This window comes from Chryseobacterium sp. PvR013, assembly GCF_017833095.1.
In the GTDB taxonomy this organism is placed as follows: domain Bacteria; phylum Bacteroidota; class Bacteroidia; order Flavobacteriales; family Weeksellaceae; genus Chryseobacterium; species Chryseobacterium culicis_A.
The window spans coordinates 1,254,492-1,278,574 of the sequence record NZ_JAFIBT010000001.1 but is presented as its reverse complement, the minus strand read 5'-3'; the positions used below and the strand labels follow the sequence as shown (position 1 = coordinate 1,278,574).

General features: G+C 37.1%; 20 protein-coding genes. 17 read left to right on the top strand and 3 right to left on the bottom strand.

Features of this window, described 5'->3' with window-relative positions:
* The first annotated feature begins 32 nt into the window (after positions 1–32).
* From pdhA to JOE44_RS05760, 10 genes are all read left to right on the top strand, one after another.
* A complete protein-coding gene (gene pdhA / locus JOE44_RS05805) occupies positions 33–1,034 on the top strand; it encodes a pyruvate dehydrogenase (acetyl-transferring) E1 component subunit alpha (protein WP_105682588.1) in 1,002 nt (333 codons plus the stop codon).
* Between the two features lie 108 nt (positions 1,035–1,142).
* Positions 1,143–2,741, top strand: a complete 1,599-nt coding sequence (locus tag JOE44_RS05800) for a dihydrolipoamide acetyltransferase family protein (RefSeq protein ID WP_209784741.1) — start codon at positions 1,143–1,145, stop codon at positions 2,739–2,741.
* Between the two features lie 126 nt (positions 2,742–2,867).
* Entirely contained in the window at positions 2,868–3,536 is a 669-nt protein-coding gene (locus JOE44_RS05795; protein WP_105682586.1) for an ABC transporter ATP-binding protein, read from the top strand.
* Between the two features lie 16 nt (positions 3,537–3,552).
* Positions 3,553–4,131 carry a murein L,D-transpeptidase catalytic domain-containing protein gene (locus JOE44_RS05790; RefSeq protein ID WP_209784740.1) on the top strand — a complete coding sequence of 193 codons (579 nt, stop codon included), beginning with the start codon at positions 3,553–3,555 and terminating at the stop codon, positions 4,129–4,131.
* Between the two features lie 22 nt (positions 4,132–4,153).
* Positions 4,154–4,831, top strand: a complete 678-nt coding sequence (radC, locus tag JOE44_RS05785; RefSeq protein WP_209784739.1) for a DNA repair protein RadC — start codon at positions 4,154–4,156, stop codon at positions 4,829–4,831.
* Positions 4,828–5,742 (top strand): hypothetical protein, encoded by a 915-nt coding sequence (locus tag JOE44_RS05780; protein ID WP_209784738.1) that lies wholly within the window; start codon positions 4,828–4,830, stop codon positions 5,740–5,742. The genes radC and JOE44_RS05780 overlap by 4 nt, the downstream gene beginning before the upstream one ends.
* A gap of 109 nt (positions 5,743–5,851) precedes the next feature.
* A complete protein-coding gene (locus JOE44_RS05775) occupies positions 5,852–6,748 on the top strand; it encodes a phytanoyl-CoA dioxygenase family protein (protein ID WP_245169719.1) in 897 nt (298 codons plus the stop codon).
* 90 nt (positions 6,749–6,838) lie between these two features.
* A complete protein-coding gene (locus JOE44_RS05770; RefSeq protein ID WP_209784736.1) occupies positions 6,839–8,014 on the top strand; it encodes a hypothetical protein in 1,176 nt (391 codons plus the stop codon).
* Between the two features lie 24 nt (positions 8,015–8,038).
* Positions 8,039–8,551 carry a hypothetical protein gene (locus tag JOE44_RS05765; RefSeq protein ID WP_105682580.1) on the top strand — a complete coding sequence of 171 codons (513 nt, stop codon included), beginning with the start codon at positions 8,039–8,041 and terminating at the stop codon, positions 8,549–8,551.
* 17 nt (positions 8,552–8,568) lie between these two features.
* Positions 8,569–9,180: an inorganic pyrophosphatase gene (locus tag JOE44_RS05760; RefSeq protein ID WP_047422742.1), complete on the top strand. Its 612-nt coding sequence runs from the start codon at positions 8,569–8,571 to the stop codon at positions 9,178–9,180.
* 99 nt (positions 9,181–9,279) lie between these two features.
* Here the strand turns inward: JOE44_RS05760 and JOE44_RS05755 are convergent, their stop codons facing one another.
* Positions 9,280–11,001, bottom strand: a complete 1,722-nt coding sequence (locus tag JOE44_RS05755; RefSeq protein ID WP_209784735.1) for an amidohydrolase — start codon at positions 10,999–11,001, stop codon at positions 9,280–9,282.
* A 135-nt stretch (positions 11,002–11,136) separates the two neighbouring features.
* Between JOE44_RS05755 and JOE44_RS05750 the strand changes: the two genes are divergently transcribed.
* Positions 11,137–13,869 carry a sodium-translocating pyrophosphatase gene (locus JOE44_RS05750; protein WP_209784734.1) on the top strand — a complete coding sequence of 911 codons (2,733 nt, stop codon included), beginning with the start codon at positions 11,137–11,139 and terminating at the stop codon, positions 13,867–13,869.
* 143 nt (positions 13,870–14,012) lie between these two features.
* Here JOE44_RS05750 and JOE44_RS05745 read toward each other — a convergent pair whose 3' ends face one another.
* Positions 14,013–15,152, bottom strand: a complete 1,140-nt coding sequence (locus JOE44_RS05745; protein WP_209784733.1) for an aminotransferase class I/II-fold pyridoxal phosphate-dependent enzyme — start codon at positions 15,150–15,152, stop codon at positions 14,013–14,015.
* Between the two features lie 160 nt (positions 15,153–15,312).
* On the opposite strand from JOE44_RS05745, the gene JOE44_RS05740 reads away from it, so the two are divergent.
* The 6 genes from JOE44_RS05740 to JOE44_RS05715 all read left to right on the top strand — a co-directional run bounded on the left by JOE44_RS05740 (position 15,313) and on the right by JOE44_RS05715 (position 20,594).
* Positions 15,313–16,353 (top strand): M28 family metallopeptidase, encoded by a 1,041-nt coding sequence (locus JOE44_RS05740; protein ID WP_209784732.1) that lies wholly within the window; start codon positions 15,313–15,315, stop codon positions 16,351–16,353.
* A gap of 43 nt (positions 16,354–16,396) precedes the next feature.
* Positions 16,397–16,846, top strand: a complete 450-nt coding sequence (locus JOE44_RS05735) for a GNAT family N-acetyltransferase (RefSeq protein ID WP_245169718.1) — start codon at positions 16,397–16,399, stop codon at positions 16,844–16,846.
* Positions 16,843–17,205: a glyoxalase gene (locus JOE44_RS05730; protein WP_209784731.1), complete on the top strand. Its 363-nt coding sequence runs from the start codon at positions 16,843–16,845 to the stop codon at positions 17,203–17,205. The genes JOE44_RS05735 and JOE44_RS05730 overlap by 4 nt, the downstream gene beginning before the upstream one ends.
* Positions 17,206–17,216: 11 nt before the next feature.
* Positions 17,217–17,717 (top strand): endonuclease V, encoded by a 501-nt coding sequence (locus JOE44_RS05725; protein ID WP_209784730.1) that lies wholly within the window; start codon positions 17,217–17,219, stop codon positions 17,715–17,717.
* A gap of 150 nt (positions 17,718–17,867) precedes the next feature.
* On the top strand, positions 17,868–19,043 hold the full coding sequence (locus tag JOE44_RS05720; RefSeq protein ID WP_209784729.1) for an acetyl-CoA C-acyltransferase: 1,176 nt from the start codon (positions 17,868–17,870) through the stop codon (positions 19,041–19,043).
* A 240-nt stretch (positions 19,044–19,283) separates the two neighbouring features.
* The gene (locus JOE44_RS05715; RefSeq protein WP_209784728.1) at positions 19,284–20,594 is read left to right on the top strand and encodes a T9SS type A sorting domain-containing protein; all 1,311 of its coding nucleotides are present in this window, start codon (positions 19,284–19,286) and stop codon (positions 20,592–20,594) included.
* 122 nt (positions 20,595–20,716) lie between these two features.
* Here the strand turns inward: JOE44_RS05715 and JOE44_RS05710 are convergent, their stop codons facing one another.
* Positions 20,717–24,058 (bottom strand): SNF2-related protein, encoded by a 3,342-nt coding sequence (locus JOE44_RS05710; RefSeq protein WP_209784727.1) that lies wholly within the window; start codon positions 24,056–24,058, stop codon positions 20,717–20,719.
* Between the last annotated feature and the right edge of the window lie 25 nt (positions 24,059–24,083).

The following is a 24,083-nucleotide window of genomic DNA, read 5'->3' as shown; positions in this document are numbered from 1 at the left end:
CTATTTCATCATAAAAAAGCAAGAGCTAACACATGAAAGAATTTTCTAAAGAGGTATACCTGAAGTGGTATGAAGATATGACAATGTGGAGAAGGTTTGAAGACAAATGCCGTTCTCTTTACCTAAAACAAAAGATCAGAGGATTTTTACATTTGTATAACGGTCAGGAAGCTATCCCTGCCGGGTTTACACATGCAATGGATCTGACAAAGGATAGTATGATTACTGCTTACAGATGTCACATCCATCCAATGGCGATGGGAGTAGATCCTAAAAGAATCATGGCGGAACTTTGTGGTAAAGCTACAGGGACATCCGGAGGTATGGGTGGATCTATGCACATTTTCAGTAAAGAACACCGTTTTTATGGAGGACACGGTATCGTTGGAGGACAAATTCCATTAGGTGCTGGGATTGCTTTTGCTGATAAATATTTCGACAGAAAAGCAGTGAACATCTGTTTCTTCGGAGACGGTGCTGCAAGACAAGGTTCTTTACATGAAACTTTCAACATGGCAATGAACTGGAAGCTTCCTGTAGTATTTGTTGTAGAAAACAACCAATATGCAATGGGAACTTCTGTAAAAAGAACTGCCAACCACGAAGATATCTATAAATTAGGATTAGGATATGAAATGCCTTGCCTTGCTGTAGATGCTATGGATCCTGAAAAAGTAGCAGAAGCTGCTTATGAAGCTATTGAAAGAGCAAGAAGAGGAGACGGACCTACATTCATTGAAGCAAGAACTTACCGTTACAGAGGACACTCTATGTCTGATGCTGAGCCATACAGATCTAAAGAAGAAGTAGCTCTTCATAAAAATGATGACCCAATCGAACTTTTAAAGCACAGAATTTTAGAAAACGGATGGGCTACAGAAGCAGAATTGGAAGTTATGGATAACAAGTCAAGAGACTTTGTTGAAGAGTGTATTGAATTTATGGAAAATTCTCCATATCCGGATGCTGAGAAGGTTTATGAATATGTATATGCTCAGGAAGACTATCCATTCTTAGACAAATTAGAAAACTAAAAGATAATGAGTTAATTTGAGAATTTGAGAATTTGAAAATGTGATAGAATATGTCCTTTTTTAATTTTCAAATTTTCAGATTGCTAAATTTTCAAATTAAAATAAATTATGGCAGAAGTAATTACGATGCCCCGCCTATCCGACACTATGACGGAAGGTAAGGTGGCAAAATGGCATAAAAAAGTAGGAGATAAAATAAAAGAAGGAGATATTTTAGCTGAAATTGAAACTGATAAAGCAGTTCAGGATTTCGAATCTGAAATAGAAGGGACTCTTTTATACGTAGGTGTAGAAGAAGGAGCTGCTGCTGCTGTAGATTCTGTTTTAGCTATTATTGGGAATGAAGGAGAAGATATTTCAGGGTTGACAGGAGGAGCTGCTGCTCCCAGTGCAGGTTCTGAAGAAAAAAAATCAGAAGAACAACCTAAAACAGAAGCTGCTGAACCTGTTGCTGCTGCAGAAGTTCCGGCAGGAGTAGAAGTTATTACAATGCCAAGACTTTCTGATACAATGACAGAAGGTAAAGTAGCTAAATGGCACAAAAATGTAGGCGACACAGTAAAAGAAGGTGATCTTCTTGCTGAGATCGAAACAGATAAAGCAGTACAGGACTTCGAATCTGAATTCAATGGAGTACTATTGAAGCAGGGTGTAGAAGAAGGTGGTGCTGCACCGGTTGATTCAGTATTAGCAATTATCGGCCCTGCAGGAACTGATGTTTCATCTGTAGGAGCACCGAAAGCAGCCGCTGTATCAACTGAAAAACCAGCTGAACAAAAAGCAGAAGCTAAAACAGAAGAAAAAGCTGCTCCGGCTGTAAGTTCTTCATCTTCTGACAGAGTTGCAATCTCTCCACTGGCTAAGAAAATGGCTCAGGATAAAGGGGTTGACATCAATAGTGTTCAGGGATCTGGTGAAAACGGAAGAATCGTTAAAAAAGATATTGAAAATTATCAGCCAGCTGCGAAACCAGCTGCTTCAGCTCCTGCAGCAAGCGCTGCTCCTGTTGCAGTAAACTTTGTACAAGGTGAAGATACAGAGACTCCAAATTCTCAGGTAAGAAATATTATTGCAAAACGTCTTTCTGAAAGTAAATTCTCTGCGCCTCACTACTATCTGATGGTGGAAATCAACATGGATAAAGCAATTGAAGCTAGAAAAGAAATCAATTCTTTACCTGATACGAAAATCTCTTTCAACGATATGATCATTAAGGCAACTGCAATTGCTTTAAGAAAACATCCTCAGGTAAATTCAAGCTGGGCAGGTGATAAGATCATCCACAGAGGAAATATCAATATTGGTGTGGCAGTAGCTATTCCTGACGGATTGGTAGTTCCTGTATTGAAAAATACAGATCAGATGACGTATACTCAGATCTCTGCATCGGTAAAAGATATGGCTTCAAGAGCGAAGAGTAAAGGTCTTAAAGCTAATGAAATGGAAGGATCTACCTTCTCTATTTCTAACTTAGGAATGTTCGGAATTGAAACATTCACAAGTATCATCAACCAGCCAAACTCTGCCATCCTTTCAGTAGGAGCAATTATCGAGAAACCAATCGTTAAAGATGGTCAGATCGTAGTTGGAAACACCATGAAACTTTCATTGGCATGTGACCACAGAGTGGTAGACGGTGCTACAGGTGCTCAATTCTTACAAACGTTAAGAACATATTTAGAAAGTCCATTAGCATTGTTACTGTAATTTTCTGAATTGAAAATAATAAAGCCTCCCAGAACGGGAGGTTTTTTTGTTATGCCCATTTGAGAATTGAAAATTATCACTGTTTTTTTTGGTGGAATTTCAAAATCAAATTACTATTTTTGAATCATGATTAAAGCAAGAAATATCCATAAGTCTTATGGGAATTTAGAAGTACTGAAAGGAGTTGATATTCACATCAAAACAGGAGAGGTGGTTTCTATTGTGGGAGAATCAGGAGCTGGTAAATCTACATTACTGCAGATTTTAGGAACGCTGGATCATCCGACTCAATTCAACAAATATGATACTGAAATTGAAATAGCAGGAGAATCATTTATTAATATGAATGATAAGCAGTTGTCAAAATTCAGAAATCAGAATATCGGTTTCGTATTTCAGTTTCATCAGCTTCTTCCGGAGTTTACAGCACTGGAGAATGTATTGCTTCCCACCAAAATAGCCGGAGCCAATGAAAAAGAAGCACTTGAAAAGGCTTATGCTTTATTTGAAGATTTAAAAATAGAACAAAGACTGCAGCATAAACCCAACCAGCTTTCAGGTGGAGAAGCACAAAGGGTAGCTGTAGCGAGGGCTTTAATCAATTCACCAAAAATCATTTTTGCAGATGAGCCTACCGGAAACCTGGATTCCAAGAACGCGGATGATCTTCACAGACTGTTTTTTGATCTTAGAGACAAGTATGATCAGACTTTTGTGATTGTAACCCATAATCCGAATCTTGCAGAAATTACAGACCGTAAGCTCGTTATGAAAGACGGAATGATCATAGAATAAAAGTATACCGCACCAGATGATGAAACACTTTATTTTCCTTTTTTTAACCCTGATTTCCTGTTCAAAAACTGAATCCCAGCAGTTGAATTCATTGAGAATTCCTCAGGCAAGGATTTCGGAAGTTAGAAGCTATATTAAAGGGAAAGAGTATAATCAGGAACTGGCTGTTTTTATCAATTTTAAGATTCCTTCCGGGAAATACCGTTATTTCATTTATAATCTGAAAAATAACACCATTGTACAGCAGGCGGTAGTGTCTCATGGTTCAGGCTCCGTTATTCCACGATCAGAAGCTTTAAAATTCAGTAATGTTGAAGGTTCCTATCAGTCATCTCTTGGAAAATATGCCATTGGAGAAAGCTATGTGGGAAAGTTTGGAAAAGCATATCGCTTAAGCGGTCTTGATTCTACAAACAGCAATGCAATGCAACGAGCCATTGTTCTCCATTCTTACGGATGTATTCCTGATACTGAATCTCAGGCTCCGGCATGTTTAAGCTTAGGATGTCCCATGCTTTCGGTAAATGCATTTAATGAAACGGCTAAATATATTGATCAGTCAAAGAAACCGATCATATTATATGCATTCTATTAATTCATAATATAATCTTCTTTCCATGGCTATAAAATTTCTTGCAGAAGATGACAGACCCAGAGAAAAGTTTTTGCAGAAAGGCAAAAGCTCACTTTCTGATTCTGAATTGTTAGCCATTATTATGGGAAGCGGGAATAAGAATGAAAATGCCATAGAGCTGGCAAGAAAGATTTTAACCTCTGTCGATAACAGCTGGCATCAGCTGAGCTTGCTTTCTGTTAAAGATCTGATGAAATTCAAAGGGATTGGTGACGCAAAGGCTATTTCAATTATTTCAGCGTTGGAAATAGGAAGGAGAAGAGCTGTGCAGGAAATTCCTGAAAAAGTAATTATAGGCAACAGTCATGATGCTTATGCCGTTCTTAGAAACCAGCTCTCTGATTTAAGAACAGAAGAGTTCTGGGCAATTTTCCTTAACAACAGTAATAAAGTGATTCATGTATCTCAGCTCACACAGGGAGGGATCAGCCAATCTATTGTAGACGTAAGAACACTCTATAAAGCAGCACTGGATCATTTTTCAACAGGGATTATCATTGCCCACAATCATCCTTCAGGAAGCTTAAAACCAAGCAGGGAAGATATCAATATCACACAAAAAATAAAAGAAGCAGGAGATACATTAAGTATTCAGCTTTTAGACCATATTATTGTCACGCAGGATTCTTATTTTAGTTTCTCGGACGCAGGATTATTATGATTAGAAGATTGAAATACCATGAAATTGATTTTGTAAAATATACTCAATGTTTAGAAAATTCCGAACAGAGAAAATATTCTGCTACAAAAGATTTTTTAGACACTACTTCTACAATGCCCTGGGAAATTCTGGTTTATAAAGACTACGAAGCAGTAATGCCAGTGCCCTTTATAAGAAAATATGGGATGAAAATTGTACACAATCCAAAACTTTGTCAGCAGCTTGGTGTTTTTTCTGGTAAAGACAATGTGGATCTCAATGAAGCTTTTTTAGAATATCTGGAAAAGAATTACATGATCAGAGCTTATCCGTTCAATGATCTCAATCAGCTTCGCTCAAAGATGAGAATCAAGAAAAATTTTTTGTTATACCCTAATACTTATGAAAAAGTATACGCCGGATATTCGCCTAAACGAAAACGAAAACTTCGGTTAGATGAAGCTGTATTAAAAGAATCGGAAATCAAAACGATCCCTTATGACAAAGCAAAAACTTTTATTGAAGCCAATACGATAGGGCTGAACAAAGATCATGATCTGTCTGAATTCATGAGGATTTTTGAAAATTTTTACCAATTGGGCTATCTGAAGTTCACCGCTTTTTACTATCAGCATAAGATCGTTAATATGATTGCTACTTATTCGGACGGTAATATGGTAGCGCTTTTAGGTAATTTCAATGATAAGGATTATGTCAAATTATCAGGAGCTTCTGTTTTGATTGATCATGTTATTAAAGAAAATATTGAAACCTGTGTTTTTGATTTTGAAGGAGGCGAACTTCCCAATATTGAAGAGTTTTTCAGAGGATTCCGACCGGAATTAAGGCCATACGGAATTATTGAAAATTCAAAAAAGAACCTTTTTAAAAAGTTAGGGTATCTTATGTTGAGAAGAAAGTCTTTTTTATGATGAAAAGCATTGTTTAGATTGGTTCTAATTAAGTAATATTCCGTAACTTTATAAAATCCTTAGTAAAACAGTTATGTTACAACAGATTCGTCAGTACAAATTATCATATATGCTTTATAACTTATTTAAAAAGAGTAAATTAAAGCATAATATTCCATTGTATAAAAAATACGGAATCAATAAGAACTATTTTTCAAGTATTTCGAGTAAAGATTTTGCCCATCTACCTTCGAGGGAAAGAGCCGTAGATTATTCAAAGCTTACGGAAACTTCCTTTTTTAAGAAACTTACGGAGGAAAATAAAGAAAGTGTTCTTCAGTATGATGATAACGGGTATCTGATTCTTAGAAATTTCCTCACTCCGGAAACAGCGGATCAGATCAATACTGAAATTGATAAACTGATGGAAGACGGAACATTGAAGTTCATTTACGGAGGAAAACTGATGTTTGCCATTCATCATTCAGAAATCATTAAAAATATTGGAAGCGATAAGGATTTATTAGACTTTTTATCGGTTTTACTGGACGGGAAATCCAAGCTTTTTCAAAGTATCAACTTCATTAACGGAAGCCAGCAGAAAACACACTCAGACAGTATTCACATGACTACTTATCCTTTGGGTGGACTATTGGGAGTATGGATTGCCCTGGAAGATGTAGATGAGACCAATGGAGCTCTGCACTATATTCCTAAGAGCCATAAATTACCTTACTTCCTGAATTCTGATTACGATAATGAAGGTACAGACTTGAGAATCGGTAAGAAAAGCTACAGAGCCTATGAAACTTTCCTTGAAGAGAAAGTAAAAGAATTAGGATTAAAGAAAGAAATCTTTAAAGCAAAAAAAGGTGATTTATTAATCTGGCATGCCAATATTCTTCACGGCGGAGAACCTCACACGGATAAAAACAGGACCAGAAAAAGTTTAGTCTACCATTTTTTTGATGAAAACAGTGTTTGCTACCATGAAGTAACACAAAGGCCGGCTTTGTTTGAGCTTTAGTACAGGATAATCCTCTTCATAAACCTTTTGATAGGAATGCGGATTTAAAAAGATAGTTTTTTTACATTTGTATTCTTATAATATCAGTGTATGGAAAAAAAGAAGAATATTCTTGTTTTTATATTTTCAATCTATGTATGCTTCATGTCATACTACCTGTATACCAACCACTATTACAACACTGATATGGAAGCTTATATGGGGCTGATTTATAAAACGGAATATCCTGAAATGAAAATTGAAGAAATTCATCAGAAAGTATATGATGAATTGCGGGAAAAAGCCCCCGATTTTGCAGGATTTGCTTCTGTAAATCCTATGGTGGAAGAAGTGGCAGAAGGAGAGAGTACTTATTATAAAATCATCTCACAAAATCCTAAGGCCTACGAAGAAGAATTACAGCTTTTTGTGGTAAAACCTTTTTATAATTTTATGAACTGGTCATTATTTAAGCTTGGTTTCAGTGCTTCTGCTTCCGTCTCTTTGGTTTCCATTATTTCTTATGCGCTGATTCTTATTTTGATATTCAGCTTTTTGATAAAAATTCTGAAAAATTATCCTCTTGCCTTTATCCTTACTGTTTTAATTTCACTGTTTAAACCTCTGTCGGAATCAGCCAGACATGTTTCTGCAGATTCTTTATCATGTCTGTTACTTCTTTTAAGTTTCTATGTATTTTTAGTGAGAAGGAATTTATTTATTGCAGGGATATTGGCCATGTTATGTGTTTTAACAAGACCGGAATATTTTATTTTTTATACTTTCCTGTATGCTTTCATCTCCCTTTACAGAAACAGGCTTCAGATTAACACAGTTCCATTAGTGTTATCATATGGGTATCTGTTTCTTTCCTTCTTTTTAGTACAGGCTTTTAATCAGGTGTCGTGGTCTACACTTTTTATGAATCAGTTTACTAAAGTTCAGATTTATCCTGTGTCACAACCTGATCCGTTTTCCTTTGCCGATTATTTTCACTTTATTAAAAGTAATATCATGCTTGAGTTTAACGCTTCTTATTTTCCTCTGTTACTGATTTTTATTGTGATCATATTGGCTAACCGTTTTACATTCCGTAATAAAAAAAATCAGGCTCAACTTTTGTTTTTTGCCATTATTTATATAACTGTAATGCTGAGATTTTTGGTTTTTCCGTCGCTGGTAAACAGGATGATGCTTGGCTTTTATCTCATAATTATACTCGCGTTGATCTATATACAAATTTCTAAAGTGGATATCTTTAAAAACTCTTTAGAAGACGGAAAATAATTAGTAATTTTGCAGTCTAAAATTATGACAAGTCTTTCAGGATATTTACCCTATGCATTTGCATTGATTATTGCAATTCCTTTTCTGGTTTTGCTCAGACAATTTGTACACTCATATATTACTCTTAAGAACCAGGAAATCAAACTGCTCAGCGTGAAATCAAATTCAGAGAATAAAGCGCATTCCTATGAAAGAATGACTTTGTTTCTGGACAGAATGAAGCCGTCAAATCTTATTCAAAGGTTTGATAGTGGATTGGCTGCTCATGAATTTATTTTCCTGACAGAAAAAACAATCAATGAAGAATTTGAATATAACTCGTCACAGCAGTTATATATCACAAAAAATTCATGGAAGAATATCGTAGACTCAAAAAATGCAATTATAGAACTGCTTCACAAAACGTATGACGGATTGAAAGGTGATGTTCAGCTGGATGAATTCAAAACGATTTTCATCATGAATTATATGGAAGGCAACGATTATATTGCTGAAACAATAGAAGACTTAAGAAAAGAAATTTTAATAATAACTTAAAAAATAACAGATAAATAATGATTCCAAATTTTAAAGCACATCCATGGCACGGAATTTCTGCAGGAGAAGATGCGCCAAATGTTGTAAACGTATTTGTGGAAATTGTTCCTTCAGATACTATTAAATATGAAGTAGATAAAGAAACAGGATACTTAAAGGTAGACAGACCGCAGAAATTCTCTAACATTATCCCTGCTTTATATGGTTTTGTTCCAAGAACATACTGTGATAATGAAGTGATGAAACTTGCTGTAGAAGCAGGAGCTACGGATGTTACAATGGGAGATCATGACCCTCTTGATATTTGTGTTTTAAGTTCTCACAATATCCATGCCGGAGGTTTATTGATGGAAGCTATTCCAATCGGAGGTTTCAAAATGATTGATGGAGGTGAAGCAGATGATAAAATTGTTGCAGTAATGATTAATGACCACGCTTTCGGACACTTCAGAGATATTGCTGAATTACCGGAAGCTGAAGTAAGAAGATTAATGCACTATTTCCTTACGTATAAAAACCTACCGGATGAGCCTGCAAAATGTAGAATTCAGGAGGTATACGGAGCTGAGCACGCTAGAAAAGTGATCAAAGCTTCTCAAACAGACTACGCAGATAAATTCGGGGGATAAGATTTTCTTTCCAAACATAAAAAAAGCAGATGAATTTTCATCTGCTTTTTTATTTTCAGTATAAGTCTTAATGGATATTATAATGCAGGTAAAACAGATTTACTTTCTTTTATATACGGAAATTCCATCTTTTATTGTTTCCAGAACCTTAATACTTCTGAGATTTTCAGGAGCTATGGTCAAAGGATTCTGATCCAGAATAACAAAGTCGGCTATTTTACCTGCTTTAATAGAACCTTTTGTATTTTCTTCCTGCAGCTGATAGGCTCCGTTAATGGTAATGGCTTTTAACGCTTCAATAGGAGAGATTCTTTCATTGGATCCTAAGATCATTCCTGACCGTGTCTTTCTGTTCACTGCTGCATATACTGCGGTAATCAGATCTGGTGGGGTAACCGGAGCATCATGATGAATGGTAAACGTAATTCCTGCTTTTAATGCTGAATGGGCCGGACTTATAAAAGAAGCTCTTTCAGGACCAAAAACACTTGAATAATGCCAATCTCCCCACAAATAAGCATGCGTAGAAAAGTAAGATGGAATTACACCTAATTCTTTTATCTTTTGAATATGATCAGGGCGGCTGTTCTGGACGTGAATGAATGTTGCCCGTAATTCCGGTTGGTAAATATTTTCATCTTTTAACCTTTTAATAACGCGTATAGCCTGATCTATTGCTGCGTCTCCATTGACGTGAAGCTGTGCAGTTATATGGTTTTGGAAAAGTATTTTTAGATCGTTATATAATGTTTCATCCGTAAAGATGGGAAACCCTTTGTAATCTTTAGACTGACCTTCAGGGGGAATTAAATAAGGCTGAGTAAGCCAGGCTGTTTTACCTTGTGGAGAACCATCATCAGAAAATTTGAACCCGGCTAGCTTCAAACGATTTTCATACTTCATATATTTTGGCTTGAAACTGGTGAAATCCTTTTTGAAATACTCATAATCCGGAAAGTAAACAACATCAGCTTTAAGAAGATGTTGAGATGCAGCTTTTTCTAACAAAGCAACACTTTCTCCCATAGTCCTTCCGTCACAAATAGTCGTCTGTCCATAGCTGAGCCATTCATCCTGAGCTTTCATCAGATTTTCCATGGCATGAGCTTGAGTATCTTTGCCCTTATTCATTTTTTCCGTTATTGCCAACAACGCAGTGAAACTTGCATTCTCTTCTAATTTTCCATTCAGTTTCCCTGTTTTTTTATCCCTGCCAATATGCCCTCCTTCAGGATCTTTTGATGATTCTGTTATTCCCAGAAGTTTTAGCATGGCACTGTTTGCTACGCTGGCATGACCTGAAGCATGAATAACTATAATAGGATTGGTTTTACTGATGACATCCAGTTCTGTTTTTGTAGGATGACGATGTTCTGTGATAATCGCATCATCATACCCATTTCCAATAACAGGTATATTATCTGTGATTTTTTTGTCTTTGATGTAGTTTTTAATTGTAGCCTGTAAATCTTTAATTGAATTTACAGTGCCATAAGGCTCAGGAGATAAATCTACAACATCCATCATCCCGGCTCTTGAAGTAAGATGTCCATGAACATCTATAAAACCGGGAAGAAGTGTTTTACCATTTAGATTAATGATTTTAGTGGCTGGTTCTGAAAAATGTTCAGCATCCGATTTTGTTCCGGCAAAAAGTATTTTCCCATCTTTGACGGCTACTGCTTCCACTTGAGCAGGAGTATCCTCCATTGTTATAATAGGACCTCCGAAATAGAGTATTTCTGCTTTTTCTTGGGGAATCTTATTTTGACAACTGCTTATAACTGCAGGTAAAAGAAGAGTGTATAATATCCTTTTCATAAATAATTAATTCAAATCATGGTGAGAAACAAATTTACAAAATAATAGATTATTATTAGTGAATTTTATTATGTGTTTATAATTTCATTATATTTATAAGACTAATCTCAATTTTTTAATATAAAATAATAAACTATGGATCTATTTATGTTAGTGCCAATTTTTGGTGTCATAGCTTTGCTTTATACATTTCTTCAGAGCAACTGGGTTAATAAACAGAATGCGGGAAATGAAAAAATGAAAATAATCAGCGGCCATATTGCAGACGGTGCAATGGCTTTTCTAAAGGCTGAATATAAAATCTTAACGTACTTTGTTGTTGTAGTCGCCATTCTTTTGGCTGTGATGGGCTCAAGCAATGCCAATTCACACTGGAGTATCGGAGTTGCCTTTGCGGTAGGAGCGATATTCTCTGCATCAGCCGGTTTTATCGGTATGAAAATCGCCACCAAAGCGAATGTGAGAACTGCTGAAGCTGCAAGAACTTCACTGTCAAAAGCCCTTAAAGTATCTTTTACCGGAGGATCAGTAATGGGAATGGGAGTTGCCGGACTGGCTGTGCTGGGCTTAGGAGCTTTATTCCTGATTATTAAACAGATCTTTGCGCCTGAAGCAACTGTTGATTCTCATGAAATGGAAAAGACCATTGAAATTCTCACAGGATTTTCTCTTGGAGCTGAATCCATTGCCCTTTTTGCAAGAGTAGGAGGAGGTATTTATACAAAAGCAGCTGATGTGGGCGCTGATCTTGTAGGTAAAGTAGAAGCCGGAATTCCGGAAGATGATCCCCGAAACCCTGCAACCATTGCAGATAACGTAGGAGATAATGTAGGAGATGTTGCAGGAATGGGTGCTGACCTTTTCGGGTCTTATGTTGCAACAGTTCTGGCCACGATGGTATTAGGCAGGGAAACTGTTTCTGATGATGCTTTCGGAGGTTTTGCACCAATTCTTTTACCCATGCTGATTGCGGGGACAGGAATTATCTTTTCCATGATCGGGACTTTATTCGTGAAAATTAATGATAATGAAGGCTCATCCACTTCCAGCGTTCAGAATGCTTTAAACCTTGGAAACTGGGGAAGTATCGTGATTACTGCTATTGCATCTTACTTCCTGGTAACCTATATCCTTCCTGAAAAAATGGTTCTCAGAGGTCATGAATTTACTAAAATGGGAGTATTCGGAGCCATTATGGTAGGTCTGGTAGTAGGAACTTTAATGAGTATTATTACAGAATATTATACAGCAATGGGGAAAAGACCGGTTTCCAGTATTGTGAGACAGTCTTCTACAGGACATGCAACCAATATTATCGGTGGGCTTTCCGTGGGTATGGAATCTACTTTGCTTCCGATTATTGTGCTGGCAGGAGGAATCTATGGCTCTTACCTGTGTGCCGGACTTTACGGAGTGGCTATTGCAGCAGCAGGAATGATGGCTACTACAGCTATGCAGCTTGCTATCGATGCTTTTGGACCTATTGCAGATAATGCCGGAGGGATTGCCGAAATGAGTGAGCTTCCTAAAGAAGTCCGTGAAAAAACAGATATTCTTGATGCGGTAGGAAATACAACGGCGGCTACAGGAAAAGGATTTGCCATTGCTTCAGCAGCATTGACAGCATTGGCCTTATTTGCAGCTTTTGTAGGGATAGCGGGAATTGACGGGATTGATATTTACAGAGCAGATGTCCTTGCAGGGCTATTTGTAGGAGGAATGATTCCGTTTATCTTTTCATCATTAGCAATTACAGCGGTAGGACAGGCAGCAATGGCGATGGTAGAAGAAGTAAGACGACAGTTCCGCGAAATACCGGGAATTCTGGAAGGAAAAGCACAGCCTGAATATGAAAAATGTGTAGCTATTTCTACGGATGCATCCATCAGAAAAATGATGTTGCCGGGCGCTATTGCTATTATTTCTCCACTCTTAATCGGGTTTATTTTCGGACCTGAAGTATTAGGAGGATTTCTGGCTGGAGCTACGGTTTGCGGTGTTTTGATGGGAATGTTCCAGAATAATGCTGGAGGAGCGTGGGATAATGCAAAAAAATCATTTGAAAAAGGGGTAGATATCAACGGTCAGACTTATTATAAAGGTTCAGAACCTCATAAGGCATCTGTAACAGGTGATACTGTAGGAGACCCATTTAAAGATACTTCAGGACCATCTATGAATATCGTGATCAAATTAATGTCTATTGTTTCTTTGGTTATTGCACCTACTTTGGCTGTTTTACATAAAGATAAAATTGAGGCGAACAGAAAAGCGAAAATTGAAAGTCTTACCGGAGTTCCGAGTGCTACAACGGCTGTAAATGGAGATGCTAAAATAATTACGGTTATTCCGGGAGAAATTAAAGGATATCTTAATGAAAGTGGAGATTTTGTTTACGAAACAGGAAATATTCAGAAAATAAAACTGGATGGAGGAAAAACGATAGCCATCGGAGATGGAAGCCAGCTTTACCAGTTCTATAAAGTGGTTAAACAAAAAGATAAATCGGCATTAGATCCTAATAAATGGTATACCATTGAAAACCTTTATTTTGAGACAGGGTCAAGTGATCTGAAAGCAGAATCTGTGCTCCAGCTGAATACTTTAGCTGAAATTCTAAATGCTTACCCGGCTCTGAAAATAAAATTAGGGGGTTATACAGATAACAGTGGTAATGAGGATAGTAATCTCAAGTTATCTAATTTACGGGCACAAACAGCAAAACTTAAACTGCTTGAGTTAGGTATTTCGGCAGACAGAATAGAAGCAGAAGGATATGGATCACAGCATCCTGTATGTGAAGCTAATGACACTGATGAATGCAAAGCGAAAAACAGAAGAATTGATGTAAGGGTTTTGGCTCTTTAAAAACCGATTTTAAAATAATGAAAGCATCGCTCTGGCGGTGCTTTTTTACTTGCTGTATAAACTTGGTATACAAAGTAAATAAATATCTTATAAGTAAAATATCCCCAATCATCAGCGAAAATCTGTGTAATCTGTGGGAAATATCAAAGATTTCTTTTCAAGTGCTCCAACGCCTGAATAATCAACTCGTCTTTTTTAGCAAAGCTGAATCTTATATAATCCGAATTCTGTCTTGAGTTGTAAAAAGCAGAAAGCGGAAGGCAGGAAACCTTTTTCTCAATGGTCAGCCACTTTGAAAATTCTACATCTGTCATGCTTTTAGAAATATTCCTGAAATTAACAATCTGGAAAACACTTCCTTCCGCCATTTGTTCAACCTGAAGAGGAGTTTCTTTAATCAGTTCATTAAATGTATCCCGTTTTTTCTGCATGAGTCTTTTATTAACAGCTGAATCAAATACATCAAGATATCTGGCTATTGCATATTGAGCCGGAGCATTGGCACTGTAAGAAATATACTGCTGATGACATTGAAATTTTGCCGTTAAAGCTTCGGAAGCAAGCATATAACTGACTTTCCACCCAGAAGTATGAAACATTTTCCCAAAAGAAAAAATACAGAACGTCTTTTCCCTGAGTTCAGGATGAATAAAAGAACTGTAATGTTCATTCCCGTCATAACAATAAGTGTCATATATTTCTTCCGAAATTAAATAGATATTGCGGTCTTTAATCAGTTCATACAGTTGATTCCAGTCTTCCTTTTTCCAGATCTTCCCGGTTGGATTCTGGGGAGAGTTCACAATGACTGCTCTGGTTTTTTCAGTAATACAGCTTTTAAACCGATCCCAGTTGATGGTAAAATCACCATCAAGATCGTAATAGACAGGGAGTCCGCCATTCATAACAACAGCAGGTCCGTAGGTATAATAGGAAGGCTGGATAATAATGACTTCATCATTCTGATTCAGAATGGATTTAAGGGAAGTATATAAAGCAAAAGTTGCACAAGGAACAATCGTAATTTCCTTATTCGTAATGCTGATACTATGGGTTCGTTGGATATTGAAACGGATGATACTTTCAATGAGCATAGGATTGCCGGCAAGAGGCTCATAATGATGAGTATCTTTTTCAGCAGCTTCTTTTAAAAATATTGTAAGGCGCTCGTCTATATCAAAATCGGGAAGTCCCAGAGAAAGATCAAAACTTCCGTTCCTGATGGCAAGCTCGGACATTTCTGTGAAAAAGGAATAATGAGTAAATCCGTAAATTTTATCCATCTATTTTGTATTTTAATCAAATATAATAAAATTTTAATATCATATTGTATTTAAAATTAAGGTGTTGTTAAATTTATAATGAGTTGCATATTATTTTGTCGTATGGATTAATCCTATTAGGATTCAATAAAATTTGTTATTTTTAAGAAATTTATTCTTTATGAAAAAAATACTTATTCCGTTATTTGCAATGGCTGTGGTAACCAGTTGTGGAACGGCAAAAATATCTGACGGGAATGCTTTAAATCCTGTTTCTACAAAACATAACAAAGCATTTAATAATGCATACAAAGTGATCAATGCTGAGGATTTAAAGAAAAACCTGTATGTCATTGCTGCAGATGATATGGAAGGACGTGATACCGGAAGCAAAGGACAGAAAAAAGCGGGTGAGTATATGATTAATTATTATAAAACCCTGGGTATTTCAGCGCCTAAAGCATTAGGCTCATACTATCAGAAAGTACCGTCTGAATTTATGAAAAAGAGAGGAGGAGGCAATCTTCCTGATTCTGAAAATATTTTAGCTTTTATCGAAGGAACTGAAAAACCAGACGAAATTGTGGTGGTTTCTGCACATTATGATCACGTAGGAACCAAAAATGGAGTCGTTTACAATGGGGCAGATGATGACGGAAGCGGAACTGTAGCCGTAATGGAAATCGCTAAAGCATTCCAGCAGGCAAAAAAAGCAGGAAAAGGACCTAAAAGATCAATCCTGTTTCTGCATGTTACAGGTGAAGAACACGGACTGTTTGGTTCAGAATATTATTCCGAAAACCCTGTTTTCCCATTAGCCAATACGGTTGTTGACCTTAATATTGATATGATCGGACGTGACGATCCTGCCAACAGAGGAAAGCAATATGTGTACGTGATTGGTTCTGAAATGTTAAGTTCTCAGCTTAAAGTCATTAATGAGGCAGCCAACAAAAGAACCAATAATCTGGAACTGAATTATAAATACGATGATTTGAATGACCCCGAACAATTGTATTACCGTTCAGATCACTATAATTTCGCCAAACACAATATTCCTGTAGCATTCTTCTTTGATGGTATTCATGAAGATTATCACAAACCAGGTGATGATCCTGAAAAGATTGATTATCAGTTATTGGAGAAAAGAACTCAGCTTATTTTTACAACAGCCTGGGATATCGCGAACAGAGAAGAAAGAATTGTTGTTGATAAAAAATAATCAAAAAAATATTTAACGCCTTTGCGTTTACTAACAAACTACCATGAATATAATGATCCGGGAAGCAAAGCCAGAAGACATTTCACAGATTCAGTGGGTAAGAAATTCTGTGAAAGAAAATATACTCTCAGATCCGGGATTGGTTACTGATAAAGACTGTGAAGAATTTTTGTTTCAAAGAGGAAAAGGCTGGGTATGTGAGATGAAAAATCAGATTGTTGGTTTTTCTATTGCAGACCTTAAAGAGAATAATATATGGGCACTCTTTGTACATCCGGATTTTGAAAATCAGGGAATTGGCAGAAAACTTCATGACATCATGCTGGACTGGTATTTTGAGCAGAATAAAGACTTTGTATGGCTGGGTACTTCACCGGGAACAAGAGCCGAAAACTTCTACAGAAAATCTGGCTGGAAGGAAACAGGAAAGCATGGCAAAGATGAGATTAAGTTTGAATTTACCCATAAAGACTGGAAAAATAAAGAAATATGACACCAAAACTGAAATCTATCAGACCTTTTATCGGGGCACAAAATTTTGAAGTCAGCAGAAACTTTTACAGAGACCTGGGATTTGAAGAAGTTGTTCTGGAACCGAAATTATCACTGTTTATACGTGAAGAGCTTGGCTTTTATCTTCAGGATTATTATGCCAAAGAATGGGTTGACAATACAATGGTCTTTATGGAAGTAACCGATACTGATGAATTCTGGAAAGAACTGGTGTCTTTAGGACTTCCGGATCAATATGAAAATGTAAGACTTACTCCTGTAAGAACGATGGATTGGGGAAAAGAGTGTTTTGTACATGATCCTTCAGGAATATTGTGGCATTTCGGAGAGTTTTTTTAAGGAAAAGAAATATGATTTACGCATTCGATACCTACTACTATGAAGATTATGCCAATACGGTCTGTATTGCATTTGAAGACTGGTCATCTGAAAAAGAAGTGGAAACTTTTATAGAACAGATCCCTGTGAGCTCTGAATATGAAAGTGGAGCCTTTTACAAAAGAGAATTACCCTGCATTGTAAGCCTTTTAAAGAAAATAACATTAAGACCCGAAGATATTATCATTGTGGATGGATATGTTACACTGGATAATGAGGGAAAAATTGGCTTAGGAGGACACCTTTATGAAGTATTGGACGATAAAACCCCTGTTGTTGGAATTGCAAAAAATGAATTTACAACCCCGGATTCCCAGCGAAGAAGTGTATTCCGTGGGGAAAGTAAAACACCGCTTTTTGTGACTGCCAGAGGAATTGACGTTGATGATGTTCAGGTAAAAGTAGAACAGATGCATGGTGCTTACAGAATACCTACACTGCTGAAAAAACTGGATCAGCTGAGCAGAGCATAAATAAAAAAGTCTTACCATTGAAGTAAGACTTTTTTAAAATTTTGAATATACCAATCGGTATATTTGCTATCTTTGTTATAATTTCCTTACTAAAATAAAGAGGGATTTTTTTTAATTATAAATATACCGATCGGTATTAAAAATAAATCAATGAAAGAAGTATTTATATTATCAGCAAAACGTACTCCTGTGGGTGGTTTTATGGGAAGTTTGTCTGGATTTACAGCAACTCAGCTAGGAGCTATAGCGATTCGGGATGCCTACGAAAACATTGGACTTACTCCTGAACATGTAGACAGTGTGTATATGGGAAATGTGCTCAGTGCCGGAGTAGGTCAGTCTCCAGCGAGACAGGCTGCTATTTTTGCCGGAATTCCTGTAGATAAGGATGCGACAACGATTAATAAAGTCTGTGCTTCAGGAATGAAATCAGTAATGATGGGTGCTCAGCAGATCCAGCTTGGTCTGGACAATATTGTCATGACGGGAGGAATGGAAAGCATGAGTAATGTTCCGCATTATGTAAAGCTCCGTCAGGGAACAAAGTTGGGAGATACCAGCCTTATTGATGGACTGATCAAAGATGGGCTGTGGGATGTATACAATGATTTTCACATGGGAAGTGCAGCAGAATTAGGCGTGAAAAAATATGGTCTGACCAGACAGGAACTGGATGAATATGCTCTGTTTTCATATCAGAGAGCTCAGGAAGCGGCTAAAAACGGCAAGTTCAGTAATGAATTGATCTCAATATCCATTGAAGGAAAAAAAGGGACTATAATCGTTGATAAAGACGAAGATATCGATAAACTGATCCCTGAGAAAATAGCTCTTCTGAAGCCTGCATTTGAAACTGACGGTACTCTTACCGCTGCCAATTCCAGTAATCTGAATGATGGTGCCGCAGCTATAATATTAGGGTCTTCCGAAGCTGTAGAACATCATAATCTGAAGCCACTGGCAAGGATAGTAGCCTATGCAGACGCAGCTCAGTCGCCGGAATGGTTTACCACTTCGCCTTCTGTAGCTATTGAAAAGTTGCTAAAGCAAACAGGTCTTCGTTTGTCTGATATCGACTTTTTCGAAATTAATGAAGCTTATTCCTCAGTGATTTTATCCAATCAGAAAATCCTGGGCTATGATCTGAGCAAAGTAAACATATATGGAGGAGCAGTTGCATTAGGACATCCGATTGGGGCTTCAGGCGCAAGAATTGTAACCACTTTGGTGAATGTTTTACGTCAGGAAAAAGGAAGATATGGGATTGCTGCCATCTGTAATGGAGGAGGAGGTGCTTCCGCAATTCTTATTGAAAATATAGACTAAAGCAGTAAATACCCTAAATTTTTATCCTTATTATTAAAAAAGATCTTTCTTGAAGTAAAATTGAGAAAGATCTTTTTGCATAGGTAACAGATTGATTATCCATTAATAAATCAAATTATTAAATGTGTACAGGCGGAGCGCTGACTGGTTATTTTTATTAAACTGATAAATATCATTGCTATGTTATTTTTATTCATTCTAAATAAATATAAATTTGTCTCAAGAAATTTTACAAAGAAAATGAAAAAAATAACTACTCTTTCTGGTATTGTACTTGCCTCACTGATGAATGCACAGGCGCAGTATTGTATGCCGGCCTTTCAGTATGGAGCTGACAGCAATATGATTAGCCATGTAACTTTCGGGAACATTAATAATTCATCTCCTGTTCAGTCCGGGAACGCACAAGTCTATGAGAATTTTACCTCAATGTCTACTGATTTACAATCCGGAAGTAATTACAATATATCTGTGACTGGGCCTTCCAGCACATTTCCAAGTGATGTAGTTGTTTTTATAGACTTTAATCAGAATGGTAATCTTGATGATGCAGGAGAAAGCTTCTATATTGGAAGACTTGAAGCAGCCAATCCAGCCAATGCGTTTACCATCAACAATACAATAACGATTCCTGCCACTGCAGCCAACGGAAGTACAAGAATGAGGGTTCTTAAAAATACAAATGTTCAGGCGTATTCTAACACTGCAGCCCCAAATTCTATTAGTTCTGCTTGTGATAGCAGTTTAAGAGCGGGACAGACAGAGGATTATACGGTTAATATTATAGGGCAGACCGCCAATTTCCCGGCTCCTTATTGCGGTACTGAAAATATTACAAGTTTGACCGTGAGTGAGATCAGTACAGTAGAATTTGCCGGAGTTGTTAGAAACAGTGCGCTCAACGGGAATTCTGATGTTCTTGAAAACTTTACAGCAACAGTTTTCAATGTTAATCGTGGAAATACCTATCCGATAACAGTTACAGGAGGAACACATGGGCAAAGTACCGTATCAGCCTATGCTTATATTGATTTTAACCATAATAATCAGTTTGATGCTGATGAACAATTTAATCTTGGATACCTGGATAACTCCAATCCGGTTTCTGGTCAGCAATCCGGGGTTACAACAGGTAATATAACCATTCCGGCAGGAGCACAACTGGGAGAAACCCGTTTCAGACTGGTAAAAGCTTATGAATCCAATTCATGGATGGGAGCTTTGAAGAATCTTCCGTGTCCTTCAGGTTGGTTTATTGGTCAGGCAGAGGATTATACTTTAAATATTCAGCCTGAGAGTCTTTCAACCATTGAAGTTTCTAAAGAAGCTTCAGCCTATGTAAAAATATATCCAAATCCTACCCCAAATTCTGTAACAATTAAGATGAAAGAAGGACTGGAAAAATACGAAATCTACAACATGTCCGGGCAAAAACTGCTGGAAGGAAATTCAGTAACGGTTTCTATGGACAGTTTTGTTCCGGGAACTTATCTGATTAAAATTCAGACAAAAAATCAAAAACTCATCACAGAAAAGATTATCAAGAAATAGACACATCATATCTAAATCATATCCATATCAATTTTTGTTTTTTAATCGACAGGCAACGACCTGTCGGTTTTTTTTATGTTAGGAACAATAGAACTCCTGTATTTGAGTCGCTTTTAGCGGTATTATGAACCGGATTCCAGTAAATCCATAAGATCCTGCTTAGATAGTCCTTGAAGCTTTTTCCCATCAGTTGCAAGCAGATTCTGAGCCAGTTGTTTTTTCTTTTTCTGAAGCGTAAGTATTTTTTCCTCTACAGTATTGGAACAAATCATTCTTACAGCAATTACATTTTTAGTTTGCCCTATACGATAACTACGGTCAATAGCCTGGTTTTCAGAAGCAGGATTCCACCAGGGATCTACAAGATAGATATAATCTGCCTCGGTAAGGTTGAGACCTACACCACCAGCCTTCAAGCTGATCAGAAACACACGGATATTTTCATTGTTCTGGAAATTCGCTACTTTTTCCCCTCTGTTCTTACTTTGTCCCGTTAAATATTCAAACTGAATGTTGTGCTTTTCAAGTTCAGCCTTAATCAGATCCAGCATTCCAACAAACTGAGAGAAAACAAGGATTTTATGATCTTTGGATTTGCCAAGGATCTGCTCCATCAGAATTTCGATTTTAACGGCATTTTCACCGGAATATCCCTCCTTCATCAAAACAGGAGAATTACAGATCTGTCTGAGTCTTGTAAGCCCTGTAAGAACGTGCATACTGTTTTTGTTCAGGTCATCGTCATCATTGGCTGCAATAAATTCACGAAGTTCCTTTTCATAGGCATCGTAGATCTTACGTTGTTCTGTATTCATTTCACAGTAAATTACTGTTTCTGTCTTTTCAGGAAGTTCCTTTGCAACCTGTTTCTTCGTTCTTCTGAGGATAAAAGGTTTGATCTTTTGCTGAAGTTCCACCGCCCGTTTGCTGTACTCAAATTTATCAATAGGAATGGCATAAATATCTTTAAAATATTGTTTGCTTCCCAACAATCCGGGACAGGCGAATGAAAGCTGGCTATAAAGATCAAATGTGCTGTTTTCGACAGGTGTACCAGTCAGTACAATTCTATTTCTGGACTGAAGCAGGCGTGCTGCTTTGTATCTTTCTGAATTCGGATTCTTAATAATCTGTGATTCATCCAGAAAAATATAGTTGAAGTTGAAGTTTTTCAGAAACCGGATATCTGAAAGAAGCATTCCATAGGTCGTAAGAACCACTTCATAGTCTGGCATATGAGCCGTTGTCTTTGGTCTGTCAGCTCCATAATGCAGCAGAACTTTTATAGAAGGAGCAAATCTGCTTATTTCTTCCTGCCAGTTGAAAAGCAGGGAAGTAGGAACTACAACAAGATGAGTGGTATAGCCTCGCTTTTCCCTCTGCGACAGGATAAAAGCGATAATCTGGATGGTTTTTCCCAATCCCATATCGTCTGCAAGACATCCTCCGAAGTTAAACTCATCAAGAAAATTAAGCCAGTTCAGTCCATCATGCTGATAATCCCTCAGTTCAGCATTCAGTTCAGCAGGAACAGCCACTTCCGGAATGTCTTTTACTTTTGAAAATTTCGTGGAATATGAAGTAAGTTCTTCCTGAACCTCTTTACTCAGGACTTCTTTCTCAAACAATGCGGTAACTTCCGTAAAATTGATTTTCGGAATCTTTAAAAGTTCTTCATCAATTTCTCCTGCATGAAAATAAGCGGATATTTTGTCTATCCATTCTTCAGGAAGAATTCCCATGCTGCCATCATCCAGCTGAACAAATTTACTCTTGTTTCGGATCGCACGGTGAAGCTGTTTCAGGGAAGCTTCTTTCGGACCAAATCCTACTTTTAATTTGGCATTAAACCAGTCCAGCCCACTGGTAATCTGAATATTGATTTTAGCCCGGTGAGCGTTTAATTTATTGTTTTTTAATTCGTTAAAGCCTAGTATGATTATTCCTTCATTTCTCCAGGTCTCAAATGCATCAAGAAACCAGTTGTTATCCAGAAACTTATCTCTGTGAAGATAAAAATACTGATATCCGTCCATCTGTTCTTCAAAATCAGGATGCTGCTGCATAACCAAAGAAGTAAAGCGGGCTTCAGCAGATTCATTTCTTTCTATTTTGAATGGATTTCCATTCTGATCTGTATCAAAAAGCTGCTTCCTGGAATACACCGGAACTTCTACATTTCCGTATTTCATAACGGGAGTAATTCCTATATAATTTTCCTGCTGACGAAGATAAATAACCCTTTCGGTCTGATAATTTTTATCTTCAAGCTGTACTTTTGTTGCAGGCTGTATATAGCTGTAATTAATATGAATACGTTCTTCTATCGTAGAGAGAATGTTCTGCATAAATGCATCATATTTCGAAGAATGAACCAGTAAAATTTCATTATTAGCCTTGAAAAACCGGATGATTCTGAGCATGTCAGGGTCATCTACAAAGCTGAAAGTGTTGCGGTTATATACAAAATATTCATTTCTGAGAACAATATTTTTGAAAGGAACAGAAATGTCGTTGAACAGCAATTCTCCGGTTATTTCAAAAAATGGATCTTTCTTAAATACAGATAATTGAATCTCCGCATCTAAAGTATTTAATTCAGTTCGGGAAAGGGACTTTGCCGAAACGGTTTCTGCAATTTCCCGGTCGTGATAATACACTTCCAGTTCCCGGGGGTTTTGTACAATGAGCTTTAAAGCTTCCAGTTCTGATGGATTATAATCTTCATTGTAATTATTCTGGAAAGAGGTAATGGCTGTAAAAAATTTGATGTCCACAGGCTTCTCTGCTTTCCATATCAACTGCATGGCATCTACAGGAGTTACGGGATTCTTGATTTTTCCCGTCTGTGTTATTTCTGCCTCCATCAGAGAGAAGGTCATATGATTGTAATAACGGTGCTTCCCGATGACTAATATTTGTTTTTTTCCGGTTTCCAGTACTGCCAGCTCATCCAGTTTAGAAGGAAGCTGTGGGAGAAGATCTCTGGTAAGCATCACATCATCTATGGGAAGCATTTCCTTGATTCTGGGTAGTATTTCAATTTTCCCGTCAGTATATTCAAGCTGAAAATAGTGATCCAGATCGGGTTCATTTTCAAGACCATATCCCTTGGCTTTAGGGAGAAACATCTTTTTACGGAGCATATCATCAAAAAACAGGCGGTAATTTTTATCCTCTATAATACAGTGGATAATCTCTGCCTGATGGGAACAAAGCTGTTCTTTTGGATGGTCACACGTACAGGTGCAAAGCAGCGAACTGCCTATTTTGCTGATACTGACCACCGGAAAATCCTGTAGTGAAGATTGCTTGGTAAATATTCCTGTATTGTTTTCAATAGCAACCGGGTAGATCTCACGGAAATCCCTGATTCCGATAAACGAACTGTCTGAAGTATGTTTCAGCAGATCATATACGGAAAGTGTACTGATATTGATGTTATCAAGAATATATTCTGCCATAAAAATTGATGAAGACAAACTTACA